A 21,851-nucleotide genomic window follows, 5' to 3' on the forward strand; every position below is an offset into this window, starting at 1 on the left:
GCCCTGTCAGTCGTCACGGGTATTCCGTATGCTCCCGGAGATCATTTCCGGGGGAGGAACCGTGTCCTTCAAGCTCACGCGCCGCTCAGCCATGCTCGGCGCCGTCGCCGCGGCGACCGCCTCCGCAGCCGCGGCGGGCTCGCAGCGGCCCGCCCGCGCGTCGCTGCCGGGCCAGGCCGGGAAGATCACGTATCGCAACCTGGCGGCCGGTGGGGTCTGGATCGCCAACGCCGACGGCACCGATGCCCGCCCGTTCGTCGCGCCCCAGAGCGGCACCACCGGCAACTGGTCCCCCGACGGCAGCCGGTACGTCTACGGCGGCCACCACTGCCCGCTGTCCGTGCGGGCCGACGGCAGCGACTTCTTCGAGCTGGTCCCGAACAGCGTCGCCCCCGGCGGCGAGGACCCGATCTACGTCTACGGCGGCCGGTACGTGGTCTACCGGATGTTCGACAACGGCAACGACACGCTGTTCGTCACCAGTTCCGGCGGCAACTGGTCGTTCGGTGAGCCGTTCCTCGGCACGCCCGGTGACGGCAAGCACAGCATGGGCGCCGCGGCCGCGGGCGACGGCACGATCGTCTTCGAGCATCACGCCTGGAACGACTACGCGAACTCCGACATCTACCGGTTCGAGAAGTACGGCGTCGTCACCAAGATCATCGAGAACGGCTGGGGTGCCGACTTCTCGCCGGACAGCGGCCGGATCGCGTTCGTGCGCAGCGATTCGGGCGGCGGCAGCGAGATCTGGCTCGCCGATGCCGACGGCGGCAACCAGGTACAGCTGACCACCAAGGACAACGAGGGCGGCGGCATGAACCGGGAGCCGGCCTGGTCCCCGCAGGGCGACGCCATCCTCTTCACCAGCTACCACGGCAACCCGACGATCAAACGCATCGACCTGGCCACGAAAGCCGTCGTCACCGTCGTCGAGATGGCCACGAACGCGGAGTGGCAGCCGGTGACCCAGAACGTCGTCGAGCGGGTCTGGGGCGCGACCGCGCTGGACACCGCCGTGGCCACGTCGCGGTACAACTGGGCCGACCACGGCGTCGAGGACGGCATCCGCCCGCAGGCCCAGGCCGTGGTGCTGTCCCGCGACGACGTGTACCTCGACGCGCTCGGCGGTTCGGCCCTCGCGGTGCGCCGGCAGGCCCCGCTGCTGATCACGCCGCCCGGCGGGCTGCACGCCTCGACCAGGGCCGAGATGCAGCGCATCCTCGCCCCGGGCGGCACGGTGTACCTGCTCGGCGGCACCGTCGCGCTGTCGGCCAAGGTCGAGAGCCAGGTGAAGAGCCTCGGCTACACGGTCGTGCGGCTGTCGGGCGCCACCGAGTACGACACCGCCATCGCCATCGCGAAGGAGATCGAGCCGCATCCGACCGCGGTCATCATCGCGACCTCGCTGCAGTACTACGACGCGCTCGCCGCGGGCGCCGCCGCCGGTGCCAACCCCGGCACCGTCATCGTGCTCACCGCCGGCGACACCATGCCGGCCGCGACCGCCGCGTACCTGAACTCGCTCAACCCGGACCCGGACACCGGCTCCCGGATGATCGGCGTCGGCGGTCCCGGCGTGCGCGCCCTGCTCAACGCGTCCAAGGCCGGCAAGCTGCCGTCGTGGCCGAAGAGCTTCTGGTACTGGCCGGTGTACGGCGCCACCGAGTTCGAGACCGCGGTCGCCGTCGCCGACTTCTTCTTCGACGGCCCCCGCATGGCCGCCGTGGCCACCGCGACGACCTGGTACGACGCCCTCACCGGCGGTGCGATGGTCGGTGCCAGCTCCGGTCCGCTGCTGCTGTCCACCCCGGGCGCGCTCAGCCCGCAGACCCGCGACTACTTCGCCCGCAACGCCGCGTCCCTGAAGTACGCCACCCTCCTCGGCGGCGTGCTCGCGTTGAAGGATTCGCTCGTCGAACCGCTGGGCGAGGCGATCTCGCTGCCCGGTCAGTACCGGTACGACCAGTACACCGAGACCTACTCTCCGGCGCTGGCGAGGTCGCTCACCGCCCGGCCCGCCCGCGTGCGGGACACGACGCCGGAGATCCCGGGCATCAAGCGCCAGGAACCCCGCCGGGCCTGACCGTCAGGCCGTCCACAATGGACGGCTACGGGCGCGCGCGACCGTCGAACGCCGGCACGTCCGGTGCCTCAGCGGTACGCGGGTGCCATTGCCAACGGCAGCTCGCCCCAGTGCCGGGCGGTGGCGGTCAGCACCTCCTCGGCCAGGTCGGCGAGGTCGGGTGCGGCCGCCCGGCGGCGGGCGGCGAGCGCCATGCGGTGCCGGATGACCGTGCGCCGGGAAGGGCTGAAGGCGGGACCGCCCGGGGTGTCGTCCCGATCGAGGACGCCGGCGAGGAAGAACGCGCCGGAGAGCAGCGACCATGCCACGACCGCGATGTCGAGGTCCCGCTCGAACGCGGGGGCCGCCGCCGCCGGGATGCTGGGGGCGACCGCGCCGCGCCAGCGGGCCAGTGCCGCGCCGGCCGCCACGTCCGGCAGTCCCCACGAGCACCAGCAGGTCGGCCAGGGCACCAGCAGGTACGCCGCGTCCCAGGCGACGTGCCGGAACGCCGCCTGTTCGAAGTCGAGCAGCAGCAGCAGCCCCGATGGCGTCGCCAGGTTGTTGTCCGGGCACGCGTCGGCCGGGGTGAGCGCGGTGGCGTCCGGGCTCAGCTCGTCCGCCATCGAACGCAGCCGCGCGAGCGCGCGCCCGCCCGGGGTGACCCCGAGGGCGGGCAGGTGCGTGGCGAGCAGGTCCGCGGCGGTGCCCAGCAGGCCCGGCATCGGGTCGGCGGCGGGACCCTCGCCGGACCCCGCGACGCGGGCCGCGCCGAGCGCCGTGGCGAACAGTGCCGCGTCGCCGGCGGTGGCGGAGTGCAGCGACGCGAGCGCGTCCGCCCAGGAGCCCAGCGTGCCGTCCGCGGCGGCCGCGTCGCGGCCCAGGAACGCGTCGGCCAGGCTGCCGCCCCTGCCGGCGTCGGCCAGCACGACCAGCATCGGATCGTCGGCGACGGCCAGCAGCTCCGGCACGGGCAGTCCCCGCCCCCGCAGCACGGTCAGCGCGGCCGACTCACGGGCCCACCGTTCGGCGTAGCCGGTCGCGTAGGTCTTGACGATGACCGTGACCGGGCCGCCGTCCGCCCTGGCCCGCAGCACCTGGGCGCGGTCGTTGCGTTTCAGCTCCTCCACCGGTGTCAGGTCGCGCCCGATCGCCCGCCCGGCCGCCGCGAGCGCGTCCATCCCGTCCTCCGATCACGAGGCGCCGCGGGTCCGGCGGACGGCCCGCTCCGCCGGTCCGCGGGAGTCGTCAGACGCGGTAGCGGGCGACCAGGTCGTCCATCACCTTGTCGAGGCGTTCGTCGACGACCTGGCGCGACGGGTCCTCGTCGAACCACGCCACGATCTCGCGCGCCCCCACGTGGAACGGGATGGTGGCGACGTAGTCCGGGACGAGGGCGCGCAGCTTGCTGTTGTCGAAGACCATCGAGTGGGCCTTGTCGCCGAGGAGGCCGGCGCCCCACTCGGGGTCGGCGGCGGCGATCGCGTCGGAGGGCACGTGCACGAGCCTGGCCTGCACGCCCAGGGCGGCGGCCAGGTGCTCGGCGATCTGGTTCCAGGTCAGGACGTCGTCGCTGGTGATCTGGAAGACGTCGCCGACGGCGCGGGGGTGGCCGAGCAGCGGCACGAAGCCCTTGGCGAAGTCCTCGTGGTGGGTGAGGGTCCACAGGGAGGTGCCGTCACCGTGGATGACGACCTCCCGGCCCTGGCGCATGCGGGCCAGGGCGGTCCAGCCGCCGTCGAACGGCACGAGGGTCCGGTCGTACGTGTGCGACGGGCGCACGATCGTGGCGGGGAAGCCCTCGTCGCGGTACTGCCGCACGAGCAGGTCCTCGCAGGCGATCTTGTCGCGGCTGTACTGCCAGAACGGGTTGCGCAGCGGCGAGGACTCGGTGACGGGCAGCCGGGCCGGCGGGGTCTGGTACGCCGAGGCGGAGCTGATGAACACGTACTGCCCGGTGCGGCCGCGGAACAGCTCGATGTCCGCCCGCACGTGGTCGGTGGTGAAGGCGACCCAGTCCACGACGGCGTCGAAGGTGTGGCCGGCCAGGGCGGCGCGGGCCGAGTCGGGGTCGCGGATGTCGCCGCGCAGGACCGTGACGCCGTCGGGGAGCGGGCGGGTGGTGCTGGTGCCCCGGTTGAGCACGTGCAGGTCGATACCGCGCCGCACGGCCAGCTCGGAGCAGGCGGAGCTGATGATGCCGCTGCCGCCGATGAACAGGACCTTCAAATCAGCTCTCCACCCATCCGTGCGTACGTGCGAAGCTCACCAGGTGCTGGCGGGCCTGCGCGATCTGGCTGCCGGTCAGCGACGGGACGTGCTGGATGAGCAGCTCCGTCACCTCGGCGGAGAACTCGCGACTGCTCAGCACGTCGCAGAGGCCGTCGTCCTCGCCGGGCTCGGCGTCGTCGTCGTGCACGGGGCGGCTGGGGCGGGCGTGCTCGCGGCGGGCCGGGGCGTCCAGGATGCGCACGGTGGCGACCTTCAGGCCGCGCTCGCCCTCCTCGACCTCGTACTCGACGCGCATGCCGGGGTGCACGAGGTGCCGCTGGTCGCCGAAGTCGTTGGCATGGACGAACACGTCCTCGCCGCCCGCGTTGGGGGCGATGAACCCGTATCCGCGCACCTCGTCGAACCGCAGGATTCTTCCTGTCTCCACCACGACCACCACCAGCCATCGAACCGTCCGGCGTCCGCTGGGCCGGCACTCAGAGCATAGGACCACCGAGTCGCTTCTTCTGCACCTTGCCCATGGCGTTGCGGGGCAGTGCGTCGACGAGGTGCACGACGCGTGGGCGTTTGTGCACGGACAGGTGACGGGCGACGAAGTCCTGCAGCTCGTGTTCGCCGACGCCGGCGGAGACCACGACGTAGGCGGTGACGGCCTCGCCGAGGTCGGCGTGCGGGGTGCCGATGACGGCCGCCTCGCGGACCGCCGGGTGGGCCAGCAGCGCGTCCTCGACCTCGCCGGCCCCGATGCGGTAGCCGCCGGACTTGATCAGGTCGGTCGAGGCCCGCCCGACGATGCGGTGCCAGCCGTCGGGGTCCTTGCGGGCGATGTCGCCGGTACGGAACCAGCCGTCGACGAGGTCGGCGGGCTGGTGCACGTACCCTCGCAGCAACATCGGGCCGCGCACCCACAGCTCGCCGATGCCGCCGTCCTCGGCGTCGACGCGGGTCTGCACGCCCTGCACGGGGAAGCCGACGTGGCCCGGGCGGCGGGGGCCGTCGGCGCGGCTGCTGATCGTGATCAGGGTCTCGGTCATGCCGTAGCGCTCGACGGGCCGGTGCCCGGTCAGCGCGTACAGCCGCTCGAAGACCGGCACGGGCAGCGCGGCGCTGCCGGACACGAGCAGCCGCGCGCGGGACAGCGCCCGGGCGGCCGAGGGCTGCGCACAGATGCGGGACCAGACGGTCGGCACCCCGAAGTAGAGGGTCCCGCCGGCGGCCGCGTAGCGCTCGGGGTGTGGTTTCGCCGTGTGTACCAGCGGCGAGCCGGCCCGCAGCGCACCGAGCACCCCGAGGACGAGCCCGTGCACGTGGAACAGCGGCAGCCCGTGCACCAGACGGTCCCCGGCGGTCCAGTCCCACGCCTCGGCGACCGCGTCGACGCCGGCCTCCAGCGACCCGTGCGTGTGCACGACGCCCTTCGGCGCGCCGGTGGTGCCGGAGGTGTACATGATGAGCGCCGCATCGCCGGGGGCCGGCGCGGGAAGCGTGCCGCCGCCGCGGCGGGTCACGTCGACCGGGGTCGCGCCGGGGCCCAGGACCAGCTCGGCGCCCGAGTCGCGCAGGATGTGGTCGCGTTCGGCGGGGCCGGCGTCGGACGGCACCGGCACCACCGCGGCGCCGGCGAGCAGGCCGCCCACGACCGCCACGACGGTCTCCAGCGACGGGGTCGCGTCCACGGCGACGGCGGCCGCGCCGCGGACGTCACCGGCGACGGCGAGCGCCGCACCCAGCAGCGCTTCGGTGGACAGTGCCCGACCCGCGACGGTCACGGCGTCGGGCCGGTCGGCGGATCCCGGACCGGTGGTGCCGGCGAGCAGGCGCATGCAGACATCCTCCCATTCGTGACCTGCAACCTCCTTGACACCTCCTTTTGTGAGCGTTAACACTGTCCCCGAGCGTCACCCAACTCACCGCCTTCCAACGTTTCCGCACATTCCGCCCCGCCGAGACCCCGACATTCACAGATCCCGCCGCGCCCGCTGATAACGCTCACACCCGGCGTCCCGCGGTCGCTGCATCCTGCCCTACAGGTGGAGGACACCCCATGAAGTTCCCCAGAGCACTGCTCGCCGGCCTCGGCCTCGCCGTGGCGCTCAGCGTCACCGCGTGCGGCTCGAGTGAGAAGACCGCCGACAAGGAGGCCGGGGCCGCGGCCGGCGCCGGCAGCCTCATCGGCGTGACGATGCCGACGAAGTCCTCCGAGCGGTGGATCGCCGACGGCAACAACGTCAAGGCCGCCCTGGAGAAGCTCGGCTACAAGGTCGACCTGCAGTACGCGGAGAACGACATCCCGACCCAGGTCAACCAGATCGAGAACCAGATCACCAAGGGCGCGAAGCTGCTCATCGTCGCCTCGATCGACGGCACCGCCATCACCACGCAGCTGCAGCAGGCGGCGGACAAGAAGATCCCGGTCATCGCCTACGACCGGCTGATCCGCAACTCGCCGAACGTCGACTACTACGCCACCTTCGACAACTACAAGGTCGGCGTGCAGCAGGCCACGTCGCTGCTGGTGGGCCTCGGCCTGAAGAAGGAGGACGGCTCCGACGGCACCGCCACCGGGCCGTTCAACATCGAGCTGTTCGCCGGTTCGCCGGACGACAACAACGCCACCTTCTTCTTCAACGGCGCGATGGACACGCTCAAGCCGTACATCGACAAGGGCACGCTCGTCGTGAAGTCCGGCCAGACCGACTTCAAGACCGTCGCGATCCTGCGCTGGGACCCGGCCACGGCGCAGAAGCGCATGGAGGACATCATCACCAAGACGTACGTCGGCGGCACCAAGGTCCAGGGTGTGCTGTCCCCGTACGACGGCCTGTCGATCGGCATCCTGTCCGCGCTGAAGAGCAGCGGCTACGGCACCGCCGGCCAGCCCTACCCGGTCGTCACCGGCCAGGACGCGGAAAAGGCGTCGGTCAAGTCCATCATCGCCGGTGAGCAGTACGCCACGATCTACAAGGACACCCGCAAGCTCGCCGACGTCACCGTCAAGATGGCCGACGCCGTGCTCAAGGGCGGCAAGCCGGAGACCAACAACACCAAGGACTACGACAACGGCGTGAAGGTCGTGCCGTCGTACCTGCTCGAGCCGGTCGTGGTCTACAAGTCCAACTACAAGACGGTGCTCGTCGACTCCGGGTACTACACCGAGAGCGACCTCAAGTAACCATGTCCCAGGCTCAGTCCGATGTAATTCTGCGGATGCGCGGCATCACCAAGACCTTTCCCGGCGTTGCCGCGCTGCAGGATGTGAACCTCGAGGTCCGTCGCGGGGAGATCCACGCGATCTGCGGCGAGAACGGCGCCGGGAAGTCGACCCTCATGAAGGTGCTGTCCGGGGTGTACCCGCACGGCTCGTACACCGGCGAGATCGAGTTCGACGGGGAGCCCTGCCACTTCGGCGGCATCCGCGACAGCGAGCGGCGCGGGATCGTGATCATCCACCAGGAGCTGGCGCTGATCCCGCACCTGTCGATCGCGGAGAACATCTTCCTCGGCAACGAGCGGGTGCACCGCGGACTGATCGACTGGAACCGCACCAACGCCGACGCCGGCGCGCTCCTGCGCCGGGTCGGCCTGCGGGACAACCCGGTCACCCCGGCGATGGACCTCGGCGTCGGCAAGCAGCAGCTGGTCGAGATCGCCAAGGCGCTGTCGAAGGAGGTCCGCCTGCTGATCCTCGACGAGCCGACCGCGGCCCTCAACGAGAGCGACTCCCGGCACCTGCTCGACCTGCTGTTGGAGTTCCGGCAGCGGGGCATCACCTGCGTGATCATCTCGCACAAGCTCAACGAGATCGAGGCGGTCGCCGACACCACCACGATCCTGCGTGACGGGCGCACCATCGAGACGCTCGACATGCGGGGCAAGGACGTGTCGGAGGACCGCATCATCTCCGGCATGGTCGGCCGCGACCTCGAGCACCGCTTCCCGCCGCACGAGCCGCGCATCGGCGAGGAGGCGCTGCGCATCGAGGACTGGACGGTGCACAGCCCCACCCAGCACGGCCGGGTCGTCGTCGACCGGGCCAACCTGACCCTGCGCCGCGGCGAGATCGTCGGTCTCGCCGGGCTCATGGGTGCCGGCCGCACCGAGCTGGCGATGAGCGTCTTCGGCCGCAGCTACGGCATCGACATCACCGGTCAGGTGTACAAGGACGGGGTGCCGGTCCAGCTGCGGACCGTCGGCGACGCGATCGCGCACGGCATCGCGTACGCCACCGAGGACCGCAAGCGCTACGGCCTCAACCTCATCGAGGACATCCAGCGCAACGTCTCCGGCGCGGCGCTGGCCCGCATCGCCAAGGGCGGCTGGGTCGACGACAACCACGAGTTCCGCGTCGCCGAGGACTACCGGCACAGCCTCAACATCAAGGCGCCCGGTGTCGGCACCGTCACCGGCACGCTCAGCGGCGGCAACCAGCAGAAGGTCGTCCTCGCCAAGTGGATCTTCACCGATCCTGACGTGCTGATCCTCGATGAGCCCACCCGGGGCATCGACATCGGCGCCAAGTACGAGATCTACACGATCATCAACCGGCTCGCCGACGAGGGCAAGGCGATCCTGGTCATCTCGTCCGAGCTGCCGGAGCTGCTCGGCATCTGCGACCGCATCTACGCACTGTCGGCGGGCCGGGTCACCGGCGAGCTGCCCCGCGCCGACGCGACCCCCGAGCGGCTCATGCAACTCATGACGGCTCGTTCAGCGAAGGAGTTCTCATGACGACGGTCGTGGAGGTCGACGCCGACCCCGTGGTCGCGGCGCCGACCCGGTTCTCGGTCAACCTGCGCCAGAGCGGCATCTACATCGCGTTCGCCGCGATCGTGGTCCTGTTCGAGGTCCTGACGTCCGGCTCGCTGCTGGAGCCGCAGAACATCTCGAACATCGTCGTGCAGAACTCCTACATCCTGATCCTCGCCATCGGCATGATCCTGATCATCATCGCCGGGCACATCGACCTGTCCGCGGGCTCCGTCGTCGCCGTCACCGGCGCCATCTCCGCGGTCCTCATGGTCGACATGGACGTCGCGTGGCCCGTGGCCGTCCTGGTCACGCTGCTCGCGGGGGCGCTCATCGGCGCGTGGCAGGGGTTCTGGATCGCGTACTTCGGGATCCCGGCGTTCATCGTCACCCTGGCCGGCATGCTGGTCTTCCGGGCCCTCACCATGACGGTCCTCGGCAACCAGGGCATCGGCCCGTTCCCGGACGACGTGCGCACCCTCGCCAACGGCTTCACGCCCGGCTTCCTCAACAACGTCGGGCTCGGCGTGCTCGGCGGCGCGGACCTGTTCACCCTGCTCGTCGGCCTGGCGGCGGTCGCCGGCATCGTCGTCGTGCAGTGGCGGGCCCGTCGGGGCCGCATCGGTTACGGGCAGGCCGTCGACAGCATGCCGATCTTCGTGGCGAAGATCGCCGGCGCCGCGCTCGTGCTCATGTTCATCATCGTGCAGCTGGCCCGCTTCAAGAACCTGCCGTGGGTGCTGGTCCTGCTGGCGGCGCTGGTGCTCGCGTACACGCTGATCAGCCAGCGCACCGTCTTCGGCCGGCACATCTACGCGGTCGGCGGCAACCTGCAGGCGGCCAGCCTGTCCGGGGTGAAGGTCAAGTCGGTCACGTTCTGGATCTTCGTGAACATGGGCCTGCTCGCCTCGATCGCCGGCATCATCTTCGCCGGCCGGCTCAACCAGGCCGGCCCGACCGCCGGCAACGCCTTCGAGCTCGACGCGATCGCCGCCGCGTTCATCGGCGGCGCCGCCGTCCAGGGCGGCGTCGGCAAGGTCGTCGGTGCCATCACCGGCGGCCTCATCATGGCCGTCATCAACAACGGCATGTCCCTCATCGGCTCGCCCAGCGAACGCGTCATGCTGGTCAAGGGCCTGGTGCTGCTGGCCGCGGTCGCCTTCGACGTGTGGGCGAAGCGCCGCGCCGGCCGCTCCCGCTGAGGGACGGCGCACACTTCGGTTCGTGGCCTGGGCGGGACGCGGACCGGCGGAAGGGTGGAGCCCAGGGGACGCTGGCGGCCCCTGGGCTCCACCATGTTCGCTCTAGAGTTGCCGGATGATCCGACCAGCTTTCCTGGACACCGCCGAGGTCGCCGCGGCGCTGGTGCGCTCGCCCGCGGTCGACGAGCGCTGGGCCGCGCCCAGTGCCCTGCCCGGCTTCACCGTCGGCGGCCTGGCCCGGCACCTCGCCAACCAGGTGACCCGCACCCTCACGCTCCTCGCCGACCCGCCCGGCGAGTCGGCGATCCCGGTCCTGGACCACTTCACCGGCGCCGGCTGGGTGACCTCCGGCGCCGGCAGCGCCGACAACGCCGCCATCCTGCGGCGCAGCGAGGACGCCGCCGCGCAGACCTCCGCCGCCGTCCTGGCCGACGAGGTCGACGCCGCCCTGGCCGAGCTGCGCACCGTCGTGCCGGCGCAGCACCCCGACCGCGTCGTCGACCTGGGCCGGTGGGGGCTCGCCGTCGACGACTTCCTGCTCACCCGCCTGCTGGAGCTGGTCGTGCACACCGACGACCTCGCGGTCAGCCTCGACGTGCCGACGCCGGACCTGCCCGCCGCCGCGACGGACGCGACCGTGCAGCTCCTCGCCCGGCTCGCGGTGTGGCGGCACGGCCCGCTGCCGGTGCTGCGCGCCCTGACCCGGCAGGAGCGCGCACCCGGCTCGGTCGCCGCGCTCTGACGGCGCTACTCGACGCTCCAGGTGATGGCCGGTGGGCGGATCCGGGCGCACACCGGCTCACCTGCCGCGTCGGTCAGCCCGAGCCGCCCGACCAGCGTTCCCTCCCCGTCGTGGGCGGCCCGCAGCACGCCGGTCGGGATGTCGCCGAACATGAGCTTCGCCCTCCGGAACATCGCGAACTCGCCCCCGGTCACCGCGCCCCAGCTCAGGTACAGGAACCGTGCGCCGGGCCGCCCGTGCACCCACGGCCCGCCGACGTCGAGCAGCCCGTCGACCTCCCTGCTGGTCACCTCGAACGACCAGGCCGCCCCGCCGGCGTCGGCCGCGACCCGGTCGACCACCTCCGCCTTGCGCTGGACGCCGACGTGCACATTGCCCAGCCGCAGCGCGTCGGCCCGCCCTCCGCCCCGCCGCCCCGGCAGGTCGCTGCCCTCGATCCGGATCCGCATTGCACCGACTGTAGGCCGCAGCCGTACCGGCGCGCCGTGTCCACGACGAAATGGTCGAGGACGCCCCTCGGCGGTGAGACAACCCATGACCGGATGCACCGGAGGCGGCGGATCTCCAGCAGCACCTGGTGCCGCACCCCGGTCGACGCCCAGCGCGGCCCGGACACGGCGGCCGAGGGCGCCGGCTGATCGTGGGCCTGTCACCGATCGTGTCCCGGTTGCGACGCTGCGCCAGGTGTGAGACAACATGGAAGCGTGGCCCGGTGCCGGCCCGGTTCCGGGGGAGCCGACGGGAGCGCGGATGTCGAAACGGGTCAGCACCATCGGTGAGTTCGCGTTGATCGAGCTCATCACGGCCCGGCTGCCGGCGCAGGACGACGTGCTGGTCGGACCGGGCGACGACGCGGCCGTCGTCGCCGCGCCCGACGGGCGGTTCGTGGTCACCACCGACCTGCTGGTGGAGCGCCGGCATTTCCGCCGGGACTGGTCGTCGGCCTACGACATCGGCCAGAAGGCGGCGGCGCAGAACCTGTCCGACGTCGCGGCGATGGGCGCCCGACCCACGACGCTGCTCCTCGGGCTGGCGTTGCCGCCGGAGACCGCCGTCGACTGGGTTCTGGAGCTGGTCGACGGGCTGCGTGACGAATGCGACCGGGCCAAGGCGTCGATCGTCGGTGGCGACATCAGCCGCGCCGACGCGGTGGTCCTCGCCATCACCGCACACGGCAGCCTCGACGGCCGTCCGCCGGTCCTGCGCCGCGGCGCCCGACCCGGCGACGTGGTCGTGCTCGGTGGCCGGGTCGGTTGGGCCGCGGCGGGGCTGGCCCTGCTCACCGGCGACCGGCGGGAGCCGGCGGAGCTCGTGACGGCACACCGCCGCCCGCGACCGCCGTACCCCCTCGGTGCGGAGCTGGCCGCCGCGGGTGCCACCGCCATGTGCGACGTCAGCGACGGGTTGCTGCAGGACCTGGGCCACATCGCCGACGCTTCGCGGGTCGGGATCGAGCTGGACTCGACCGCGTTCGAGGTGCCCGGCATCATGCGCCAGGCCGCCGACCTGCTCGGCGTCGACCCGCTCGGCTGGATGCTCACCGGCGGCGACGACAACGCGCTGGTGGCATGTCTGCCGGCGCCCGCCGCCGTGCCGGCCGGCTGTGTCGTCATCGGAACGGTGGTGCGCGAGCCCGGCGTCCGCGTCGACGGCGCGGTGTGGTCCGGGCCGGGCGGTCACGATCACTTCCGCCGGTGACCGCCGCAGCCCGGCACCAGCCGTTGGCTCGCTGGTCCGGCAGGCGTGGCGAACGTTGGTGTCGAGGAGTCGACCGGAGGGCCGATGGCAAGCGGAACACGCGCGGCTGCCGCTAGGACGAGGGCCCGTGGGGTGCGCAGGCGGTGGTGGATCTTCGGGATGCTCGCCACGCTGGCAGCCGGGACGGGCGCCGTCGTCGGCGTGCCGGACGTGTCCCACCCGATCCGGTGGATCTCAGTGGTGGCCTGCGCCGTCTGTACCGGCGTGCTGGCCGCCTGGCAGTGGCGGCGGGACAGCGGCGGGGACCCGAATCCGCAACCGGACGTCGACGAGGACTCGGCCACCATCTTCCAGCTGCCCCGCGACGTGCCCGATTTCATCGGCAGGCGCGACGAGCTCGACCGCATCACGCAGCTGGTCGAGCAGGCCCGCGACGACAACTGGACGGCCGTGCCGGTGGTCGCCGTCAGCGGTCAGGGCGGTGTGGGCAAGACGACGCTCGCGGTCCGCGCGGCCCATTTGCTGCGCCCCCATTTCCGGGACGGTCAGTTGTACATCGACCTCCGCGGCTCCGACGACAACCCGCTCGATCCGGAACATGTCCTGGCGGAGCTGCTCGTCGACCTCGGTGTCGATCCGTCGGTCATTCCCAATGGGCTGGAGGAACGGGCACGCCGGTACCGGGACCGGCTGGCCGTCCGGTCGATGCTCATCGTCATCGACAACGCGGTCAGCGAACATCAGGTGCGGCCATTCATTCCGGGGCTGCCCTGTTGCGCGGCGATCGTGGCCAGCCGTCGTCCACTGTCCGGGCTGGAAGGCGCCACCCAGATCAAGCTGAAGGTGCTGGAGGAGGCCGCGACGGTTGAGCTGCTCAGCCGCATCGCCGGGACGGACCGCCTCGCGGCGGACCCGCACGCCGTGTCGACCATCACCGAACTGTCCGGCGGGCTGCCGCTCGCCATCCGTATCGTGGGTGGCAAGCTGATCCGCCGCGAGTCGGTCACGCTGCAAGCCGTGGCACAGAATCTTCGTGATGAACACCAACGCCTGATGGTCGAGAAGTTCAAGGTCGGCGACCTGGAGGTGCGGGCGAGCCTCATGCTGAGCTACCGGCCACTGGCGACGCACGTCGCAAAGACCTTCCGCCTGCTGTCCATCCTGGACAGCGCGGAGTTCTCAGGTGTGCTGGTGCCGATCCTGATGGCATCTGCGCCTGCGGCGTCGGAGCGGGTCATCGAGGAGCTGCTTGACGCGCAGCTGCTCGAACTCGTCAACGACATACCGGGACAGACGCGATACCGATTCCACGATCTGGTCCTGGCGTTCGCTCGGGAGCGGCTCGCGGAGGACGAGCCGGAGGAGGAACAACGGACCGCGGTGAGACGCGTCGCTCACGCGTACGCCCGATGGCTGGATCTCCTCGACACACAGTTGGTCACGGTCGACGTGCGGCGGCTGCCCACCCCGCTGCCGCCGTCTCCGCCAGGCGCGCAGGACGCCGGCACCACGATCCTGCGCCGGGATCCGCTCGAATGGTGGCGGCTCGAGCAGGGAGCCGTGCTGCAGACGCTGGAGCTGGCCGCGGCGAGTGGTATGGCGGAAGAGCTATGGATGGTCGCCGAGCGACTCAGCGTCTGCGCGCTCAGCCGGGTGGACTGGGACGACTGGCATCGGGCGATCTCACTCGCGATCGCCACCGCGCCGCACAATGCGCATCATATGCGGGCCCGCCTGCATCTTCGGGCGGCCGACGTGCTCACACTGCAGGAGCAGCCGCCAGCCGCCATTGAGCATCTGCGAGAGTGCGACGCGCGACGCGAGCATCTCGACGACTACGAACGGGCGACCCTCGACCTGGTGCTCGGCTACGCCTTGCTGGAGACAGGAGCGGTGGCGGAATCGGAGGCCCGGCTGGTCGCCTGCCTGCCGGTGTTCGACGCTGCCGGCGACGAACACCGGTCCGCCGAGGCCCGCTGCGACTTGGCCGTGCTGTTGAGACACCAGGGCCGGACCATGGAGGCGATCAGCGGCCTCGAACAGTGCGTCACGGCGTTCCGGGCCCAGCAGCGTGAGAACTGGCTCGCTTTCGCGCTGGTGAATCTGGGTCACACGTATCTCAGCGTGGGCGACGTGGAGTCCGGCACCCGGTGCTTCATCGACAGCCTGCCGCTCCTGGAACGTCTCGACAAGCGGCTGTGGACGGCGAGCAGTCTCAGCGAGATGGGGACCGCGCTGGTCGCGGCAGGCGAGTATGCGCTCGGACGCAGGGCGCTCCGCAGATCGTGCGTGATCTATGACATGTTCGGCCACCCGCGCGCGGGCGAGATCCGCCGCACGCTGCGCCGCCCGCACACCTGGTTGCGCCCGCCATGGCGCCGCACCGGGCGCTGAACACCCAGCCGACGCGCCGGACAGTCCGCCGACGCTCGATGTGCGCGGTGAGGCCCGGCTTCAGGACGTGAGGCGACGTGCCGTGAGTGCCGCACGGCCGGCCGTGCCGTCGAACCCGCAGCGAAAGCGCCCGGCGGGGAGGCGGTGACACCCGCGGTGGAAGCGCGGCGGAGCACCGGCCGGCAACACCGGACGGAGAGAACCGTCATGCGAAGCCTGCCGAAAGCACCTGGCACGGAGCCCTGGCAGCAGAAACCCCGCACCGAACCCCGATGGGGCAGCCCGGTGGCGAAACTGCGGCGGGACGCTATGAAACCGACGGCGAAACTGGGTGATGAGACTCGATGGAGCCCAACCGCGACGTCTCACGGCGAGGCCCGGCGGCGAACCTTGGCGGTGGAATCGTGGCGGCGGACCCAGCCGCGAGGCTCGGTGGTGAGGCCCGACGAGGTGAGAATCGGCGGGGACCTCGGCCGGGGACCTCGGCGGGGACCTCGGCGGCGGGAACCGGAGGTGAGATTCCGACGGCGGAACCCTGGTGGCGAGCCCTCAGTGGAGTCGCATCGGCGGCAAAACTCGGTGACGGAGTTCGGCGATGTAATCCGGCGGCGAGCCCACCCGGCGGCGAGAACCACCGCCCGCGAACATCGCAGCGGCTGGCGGGGTCTCACCGGCGGCCGGTGAGATCAGCTGCGGTAGACCTCGACCGATGACAGCTGGCCCGCCGGCTGGACCGAGTTCGACGAGATGAGCACGCGGATGTAGCGGTGCTGGCCGGAGGCGACGCCGAGGGTGGCGCGTTGGCCGCTGGCGGTGTCGAAGCGGCACGAGGCGCCCGAGATGGTGGTGAAGGTGGCGCCGTCGAGGCTGCTCTGGATCGTGACCGTCTGGGTCCTGGCGGGCCAGGCGGACGACGGGGGCAGGCGCAGCACGACGCGGCGCACCGGGACCGGGGAGCCCAGGTCGACCTGGACCCACTGGGGCAGGGCGTTGTTGCGGCTCTCCCAGTAGCTCATCGGGTCGCCGTCGGTGACGCGGCCGGAGCTGTAGACGTCGGTGTGGCTGCTCTCCGACGTGGGGCGGCCCAGGGCGGCGTCGGTGCCCGGGTCGAGCGGCAGCGGCGGGGTGCTCGCCGCCGTGGTGGGAGCGCCGGGGCTCGGCGAGGACTGGGCCGAGGTGCTCGGGCGGGGGGAGGAGGCCGACGGGCCGGGCTTCGGCGAGGTGCTGCCGCTCGCGCGGGCCGAGGGTGGCGGCGCCGACGGTGCGGCGGCGTCGCCGGGCATCGTGGCGGTGCGTGGCTCGCTGCCGGCGGTGAGGTCGGCGCCGGTGCCGCCGCGGGGCCAGAAGGCGACGGCCCCGGCGACGGCGAGCAGCAGCACGACCACGGCCGCGGCGGCCAGCAGGGCCAGGCCGTTGCGGGCGTGGCGGACGGCGGCGGGCGGGTCCGGCGGCGCCGGCACCGGTGGCATGGGCAGCAGGTCGCAGCGCTGGAAGTCGCGGGCCTGGCCGCTGGTCACGCCGCTGCCGGGGTGCCGCTCGGCCAGCTCCCGCTCGGCGGCCTCGCCCCACTCCGACGACTTGCCCCGCACGACCAGGTCGACGCTCGCCGGGATCTCGGACAGCAGCGCGGTGAACATGGCCGACAGCGGCGGCCACACCAGGTCGTCGATGACCTCGTCAGCGGCCCCGACCACGACCCGGTAGCTCCCGTTGCGCCCGCCCGGCGCCGGCAGCGCCGCACCGTCCCCGGCCGCGACAGCGAACGGCGGCGTCGCACCGTCGCCGGCCGCGACGGCGAACGGCGGCCCCGCGCCGTCGCCGGCCGCGACGGCGAACGGCGGCGTCGCACCGTCGCCGGCCGCGACGGCGAACGGCGGCGTCGCGCCGTCGCCGGCCGCGACGGCGAACGGCGGCGCCGCACCGTCCCCGGCCGCGACAGGCACCGCAGCGGTGACCGGCAGCGCCCGCCCGCTGTCGGCAGCAGCGTCGACCGGCAGCGAAGCGCGCCCCTTCGCCGGTGGCGGCGGTGGCCCCGGATACGCGTGGATGCCGCCCCCGCCGAGGCGGACCTGCCACCCCATGTCCATCGCATAGGTGGCCGGGTCGATCGGGCGCAGCGACGCGTGCGGCGGCGACGACGCCACGACCTCCTCGTCGCCGTCGGGGGTGAGCCGCAGCAGCCACGCGGGCTCGGCCCAGACCGGCCGGCGGTGCGCGTCGAGGGCGAAGACCGTGATCGACCCCGCGGGCGTGTGCAGCGGCACCCCGTTGACCAGGTGGACGGGCTCGCCGAGGCGGCTCGCCGCGGCGGCGGCCAGCGGGCGGCCCGCGCCCTGGCCGGCGCCCAGCGGCACCAGGTCGGCGACGCGGCGCACCCTGGTCGGCAGGGCGGCCATGGCCTGGGCGAGCTGCTCGCCGGTGAGCGCAGGGTCGAGCAGCAGGCGGGGGCGTGCCGGGTCGACGGCGACGGCGAACTCGACGCCGTCGAAGGCGGCCGCGGCGCCGACCGGGCCGGGGGACAGCAGCCACCCCGCGGGGACGGGCTGGGCGATGACGGCAGCGGGCCACAGCGTCGTCGCCGGCACGAGCTCCTGCCAGTCGGGTGCGGGCCAGCGCGGCCCGAGCGGCACCGCCGGCGCGCCCGGAGCGTGCCGCCACCAGCCGCCGGCCGCGTCGGCGGTGACCAGGATGCCGCCGGGCGTCTGGATGACGGGGCCGTCGGGGGCGACGACGGGCCGGTCGAGCGCGAGGGCCAGCTGCTCGCCGAGCGGACCGGGCGCGAGCAGCAGCACGCTGTCGTCGCCGGCGAGCGCGGTGCGGACCGGCTCGGCCAGGTCGGCGGCGGTCACCTCGAGGCCCGGGGCGACGAGGACGGCCAGCCACCCGTCGGGCACGGCCGGCAGGGCCGGCACGTCGCCGGCGAGCAGGCACCGATCCACTTTACGGATGGGCCCCAACCCCGCCGGCGACGTCATGCGGACCAACCTACCGCCCCCGTATGACAGTTCCGAGTCCGAGAGACTCCGGCAGATCCGTAGCTACCGGACGTAGATGACCGGTGCCGGCGGGGTCGCCATGCCGCTGCCGATGAAGTACGACGGGTGCGGCGGCTGGTTGTACGCGGTGTTCTGCCAGGCGATGGCGCACCGGTACTGCGGGTCGTGCATCAGCGTGAACAGCCGCGTCGAGGTCGGGTCGGGCGTGCTGTAGACGCGCAGCGCGGTGTTGTCCGACGTCGGCCAGATGATCTCCTCGCGCCAGTCGCCGAGGATGTCGCCGGACAGCGACGGCGTGGACTTGGTGCCGTTGTTGGAGTGCACGTTGGCGGCGGTCAGCAGGCGCGTGTCGCCGGAGGTGCCGTACTTGTCGACGTGGGTGCCGTCCAGCAGCTCGCGGGTGGTGTCGCCGTCCCACCAGGCCAGGAAGTTCGTCGAGCTCGGCTTGCGCGACGAGACCACGGTCCCCTTGGGGCTGCGTACACCGTCGGCGGCCGCGGACCACGACTCGGCGCCGGCGCTGCCGGCCCAGATGTCGCCGGACACGCCGCGGCCGTTGTCGCCGTTGGCCGGGGTGCTCCACAGGATCTGCCCGGTGCGCGCGTCGGCCATCCAGGAGGAGGGCTTGCTGCCGTCCTCGTCGACCTTGAACTCCTCGAGGCCGGGGCGGGACGGGTCGAGGTCGCCGACGTGCATGGCGTCGCCGTGGCCGTTGCCGGTGTTCCACAGCCGGGCGCCGTTGTCGTCGACGGCCATGGCGCCGTAGACGATCTCGTCGCGGCCGTCGGCATCGACGTCGGCGACGGAGAGCTGGTGGTTGCCCTGCCCGGCGTAGGCGCTGTTGCCGGAGCTGTTGCTGTCGAACGTCCACCGCCGGGTCAGCGTCCCGTTGCGGAAGTCCCAGGCGACGATGACCGAGCGGGTGTAGTACCCCCGCGCCATGATCAGCGAGGGCCGCTGGCCGTCGAGGTAGGCGGTGCCGGCCAGGAACCGGTCGACGCGGTTGCCGTAGCTGTCGCCCCACGACGACACGGTGCCCCGCGCCGGCACGTAGTCCACTGTGGACATAGCGGCGCCCGTGAGGCCGTTGAACATCGTCAGGTACTCCGGGCCGCTGAGCACGTAGCCGGAGCTGTTGCGGTAGTCCGCGGAGGCGTTGCCGATGACGCGGCCGGCGCCGTCGACGGTGGCGTCCGCGGTCTTCATGGCGACCTCGGCGCGGCCGTCGCCGTCGTAGTCGTACACCTGGAACTGCGTGTAGTGCGCCCCGGCGCGGATGTTGCGGCCGAGGTTGATCCGCCACAGCCGCTGCCCGTTCAGCCGGTACGCGTCCACGTAGACCACACCGGTGACGCCGGACTGGGAGTTGTCCTTGGCGTCGGCGGGGTCCCACTTCAGCACGATCTCGTACTGGCCGTCACCGTCCAGGTCGCCGACGGAGGCGTCGTTGGCCGTGTAGCCCGAGCCCGGCGAGGAGATCGGCACATCCAGGTACCCGCCGCCGGTGAAGCGCAGCGACGCACCCGACGCGGCCTGCTCCACGCCGCCGACGACCGCCCGCACGGTGTAGGACGCGTCCGCGGCGGCGCCGGCGTCCAGGTAGTTCGTGCCGGTGGTGACCGTCGCGATCCGGGTGCCGGCACGGTACAGGTTGAAGGCGGTGGACAAAGCCTCGGTGCCGAGCAGCCGCCAGGAGACGAGGTTGCCGCTGCCCGAGCGCACCGAGATGAGGCCGCGGTCGAGGTCCTCCATCTGCTTGGCGTTGCCGGCCGGAGGCGGCGGCGTCGAGGTCGACGGGGATGGTGACGGGGAAGAAGACGTAGGCGAGGAAGCGGCGCCGGTGCACGTGACACCGTTGAGCGCGAACGAGGTCGGCGCCGGGTTGCTGCCGGTCCAGGTTCCGTTGAACCCGAACGACACGGTGGCGCCGGTGGCGATCGCCGCGTTGTAGCCGACGTCCGTGGCCCGGGCCTGCCCGCCGCTGCTCGTCACGGTCGCGTTCCAGGCCTGGGTGACGGTCTGCCCGGCGGGGAACGTCCAGGCCAGGGTCCAGCCGTTGACGGGGTCGCCGAGGTTGGTGACGTCGACGTTCGCGCCGAAGCCGCCCTGCCAGGAGTTGGTCACGGTGTACGTGACGCGGCAGCCGGACGCGGCGGCCGACGCGACCGTCACGGTGACGGCGACCGCGGCGACGGCCGCCGCCCCGGCCGCGACGATGGCGACGCCCCGCCGCCGATGATGGATGAACCGCACGATCCGCTCCTCAGAACGAAGGCGGTCGGGCGAGTGTCACAATGTCACAATTGCCCGACCCGGGACGGCGAGACCGTAGTCCCGGGATCCCGGGCCGGGCAATGCATCACCACGCGTCAATGCTTGGAACGGTCGGCCGGGGCCGAAACTTTCAGGCCAGGCGGAACGACTGCGCCGCGGTGCCGTTGCAGGTGTACTGGACCAGTTGCACGCTGTCGGCGGTCGACGCGGCCGGCACGTCGAGGCACTTGCCGCTCAGCCGGCTCACGAAGTGGTACCAGCCGCCGCCCTCGGCGACCGGCTGCCACTGCTGGTTGTTGCCGCCGCCGTACGTCCACGTCTGGATCGGCGCGTTGTCGGCGCTCGACACGTCGGTGACGTCGAGGGCCTGCGCGCTGTTGCCGCGGTTGTTGATGCGCACGAACCCGCCGCTGGTCGGCTGGAACTGGTACTGCTGCGCGGTGGAGGCGTTGCAGGTGTACTGCTGGATCGGCGTGCCGTTGGTGGTGCCGGCGGCCCGCGCGTCCACGCACTTCGAGGAGTTCTTGTTGATGACGCTGTACCACGCGGTCGGCGAGATCGGCCCGGTGCTCTGCGACGCCGACGGCGTGGGCGAGGACGACGGCGGCGTGGTGCTCTGGCCGGCGAGCCACAGGATGCCGTCGATCAGCCACCGGTTCTGCTCGGCGCTGGCGAAGGTGGACGACGTGCGGGTGTTGGTCGAGTAGTTCATGCCGTTGTGGCCGAAGTTGGCGTACAGCATCTTGTAGTTGCGGTTCGTCCACAGGATCGGGTAGTAGCCGCTGTACCACGACTGGTTGGGGTCCGTGCCGACCGGGAAGCTGCTCGGGTCCACCGAGGCGAGGATGTCGATCGCCGGGTTCTGCCGCAGATCGTTGCTCCACGAGTACCACTCGCTGACCGCGGAGCGGAAGGTCGCGGGCAGCCGTACCGTGGACGGGTGGGCGCGGTCCTCGACCTTCAGCGTGACGCTCGTCGGCCCCCACGTGTTGGTCCGGAACGCGCCGGAGCCCAGGAACGTGTTGTAGTACCAGCTCCACGACCCCGGGTCAGTGGTGAACGCGCTGACGTGGAAGCCCATCCAGGCGCCGCCGTTGTTCATGTACTGCTGGAACGCGGCCCGCTGCCCGGCCGGCGGCGCGTCGTCCAGGAACATGATGACCTTGTACGACTCCAGGCCGCCGGTGTTGAGCCGGCTCCAGTCGGTGGTCGCCTCCCAGGTGAAGCCGTTCTGCGCGGCGGCCGTGGGAAACCACTCCCGGGCCTCCTTGTCGAAGTCGATGTGCGCCGCGTCCCAGGTGCCGTTGTAGAAGGCGAGCACCTTGAACGGGGTGGCGGCGAGGGCGGGCCGGATGGCGAGGCCCGCCCCCAGCGCGGTCAGCACGGCGAGCGCGGCGAGCACGAGGCGTCGCGCGCTCAAGGGGAGCTTCTTGAGCACGAGGGGTCCTTCGGTAGGTGGGAGGGGACGGGCGGATCCGCTCCCCTCGCATCATCAGCCATCGATG

At 72.0% G+C, this 21,851-nt stretch carries 15 protein-coding genes; 7 read left to right on the forward strand and 8 right to left on the reverse strand.

Annotation, left to right across the window (positions count from 1 at the left end; all coding sequences use genetic code 11):
- The first annotated feature begins 61 nt into the window (after nt 1-61).
- Nucleotides 62-2,083 (forward strand): cell wall-binding repeat-containing protein, encoded by a 2,022-nt coding sequence (locus OP18_RS19005; RefSeq protein WP_162189806.1) that lies wholly within the window; start codon nt 62-64, stop codon nt 2,081-2,083.
- A gap of 68 nt (nt 2,084-2,151) precedes the next feature.
- Here the strand turns inward: OP18_RS19005 and OP18_RS19010 are convergent, their stop codons facing one another.
- The 4 genes from OP18_RS19010 to OP18_RS19025 form a co-directional block, all read right to left on the reverse strand.
- Nucleotides 2,152-3,243 carry a phosphotransferase family protein gene (locus OP18_RS19010; protein WP_033360270.1) on the reverse strand — a complete coding sequence of 364 codons (1,092 nt, stop codon included), beginning with the start codon at nt 3,241-3,243 and terminating at the stop codon, nt 2,152-2,154.
- 67 nt (nt 3,244-3,310) lie between these two features.
- Entirely contained in the window at nt 3,311-4,291 is a 981-nt protein-coding gene (locus tag OP18_RS19015; RefSeq protein WP_033360271.1) for an SDR family oxidoreductase, read from the reverse strand.
- Nucleotide 4,292: 1 nt separating this feature from the next.
- On the reverse strand, nt 4,293-4,724 hold the full coding sequence (locus OP18_RS19020) for a cold shock domain-containing protein (protein ID WP_245635444.1): 432 nt from the start codon (nt 4,722-4,724) through the stop codon (nt 4,293-4,295).
- A 46-nt stretch (nt 4,725-4,770) separates the two neighbouring features.
- Entirely contained in the window at nt 4,771-6,117 is a 1,347-nt protein-coding gene (locus OP18_RS19025; protein ID WP_033360272.1) for an AMP-binding protein, read from the reverse strand.
- A 221-nt stretch (nt 6,118-6,338) separates the two neighbouring features.
- Between OP18_RS19025 and chvE the strand changes: the two genes are divergently transcribed.
- The 4 genes from chvE (at nt 6,339) to OP18_RS19045 (ending at nt 10,984) form a co-directional block, all read left to right on the forward strand.
- Nucleotides 6,339-7,466 (forward strand): multiple monosaccharide ABC transporter substrate-binding protein, encoded by a 1,128-nt coding sequence (chvE, locus tag OP18_RS19030; RefSeq protein ID WP_033360273.1) that lies wholly within the window; start codon nt 6,339-6,341, stop codon nt 7,464-7,466.
- 35 nt (nt 7,467-7,501) lie between these two features.
- Nucleotides 7,502-9,022: a multiple monosaccharide ABC transporter ATP-binding protein gene (gene mmsA, locus OP18_RS19035; protein ID WP_279327188.1), complete on the forward strand. Its 1,521-nt coding sequence runs from the start codon at nt 7,502-7,504 to the stop codon at nt 9,020-9,022.
- Complete coding sequence (gene mmsB / locus OP18_RS19040) at nt 9,019-10,242, forward strand: multiple monosaccharide ABC transporter permease (protein ID WP_033360275.1); 1,224 nt, start codon at nt 9,019-9,021, stop codon at nt 10,240-10,242. Before mmsA ends, mmsB begins: the two co-directional genes overlap by 4 nt.
- A gap of 115 nt (nt 10,243-10,357) precedes the next feature.
- Entirely contained in the window at nt 10,358-10,984 is a 627-nt protein-coding gene (locus OP18_RS19045; protein ID WP_033360276.1) for a maleylpyruvate isomerase N-terminal domain-containing protein, read from the forward strand.
- Nucleotides 10,985-10,989: 5 nt separating this feature from the next.
- On the opposite strand, the gene OP18_RS19050 is transcribed toward OP18_RS19045, so the two are convergent.
- Nucleotides 10,990-11,433, reverse strand: coding sequence for a DUF5990 family protein (locus OP18_RS19050; protein ID WP_033360277.1), 444 nt, complete (start codon nt 11,431-11,433; stop codon nt 10,990-10,992).
- A gap of 301 nt (nt 11,434-11,734) precedes the next feature.
- Between OP18_RS19050 and OP18_RS19055 the strand changes: the two genes are divergently transcribed.
- Both OP18_RS19055 and OP18_RS52730 read left to right on the forward strand, forming a co-directional pair.
- Entirely contained in the window at nt 11,735-12,682 is a 948-nt protein-coding gene (locus OP18_RS19055; protein ID WP_033360278.1) for a thiamine-phosphate kinase, read from the forward strand.
- A gap of 159 nt (nt 12,683-12,841) precedes the next feature.
- The gene (locus OP18_RS52730) at nt 12,842-15,076 is read left to right on the forward strand and encodes an NB-ARC domain-containing protein (protein WP_156089618.1); all 2,235 of its coding nucleotides are present in this window, start codon (nt 12,842-12,844) and stop codon (nt 15,074-15,076) included.
- A gap of 686 nt (nt 15,077-15,762) precedes the next feature.
- Here the strand turns inward: OP18_RS52730 and OP18_RS19065 are convergent.
- The 3 genes from OP18_RS19065 to OP18_RS19075 form a co-directional block, all read right to left on the reverse strand.
- Nucleotides 15,763-18,015 (reverse strand): discoidin domain-containing protein, encoded by a 2,253-nt coding sequence (locus OP18_RS19065; RefSeq protein WP_033360279.1) that lies wholly within the window; start codon nt 18,013-18,015, stop codon nt 15,763-15,765.
- Nucleotides 18,016-18,114: 99 nt separating this feature from the next.
- The gene (locus tag OP18_RS19070; protein WP_033360280.1) at nt 18,115-20,325 is read right to left on the reverse strand and encodes a rhamnogalacturonan lyase family protein; all 2,211 of its coding nucleotides are present in this window, start codon (nt 20,323-20,325) and stop codon (nt 18,115-18,117) included.
- 151 nt (nt 20,326-20,476) lie between these two features.
- A complete protein-coding gene (locus OP18_RS19075) occupies nt 20,477-21,766 on the reverse strand; it encodes a ThuA domain-containing protein (protein ID WP_033360358.1) in 1,290 nt (429 codons plus the stop codon).
- Nucleotides 21,767-21,851: the final 85 nt, after the last annotated feature.

The sequence above is a fragment of the Dactylosporangium aurantiacum genome (assembly GCF_000716715.1).
Classification (GTDB): domain Bacteria; phylum Actinomycetota; class Actinomycetes; order Mycobacteriales; family Micromonosporaceae; genus Dactylosporangium; species Dactylosporangium aurantiacum.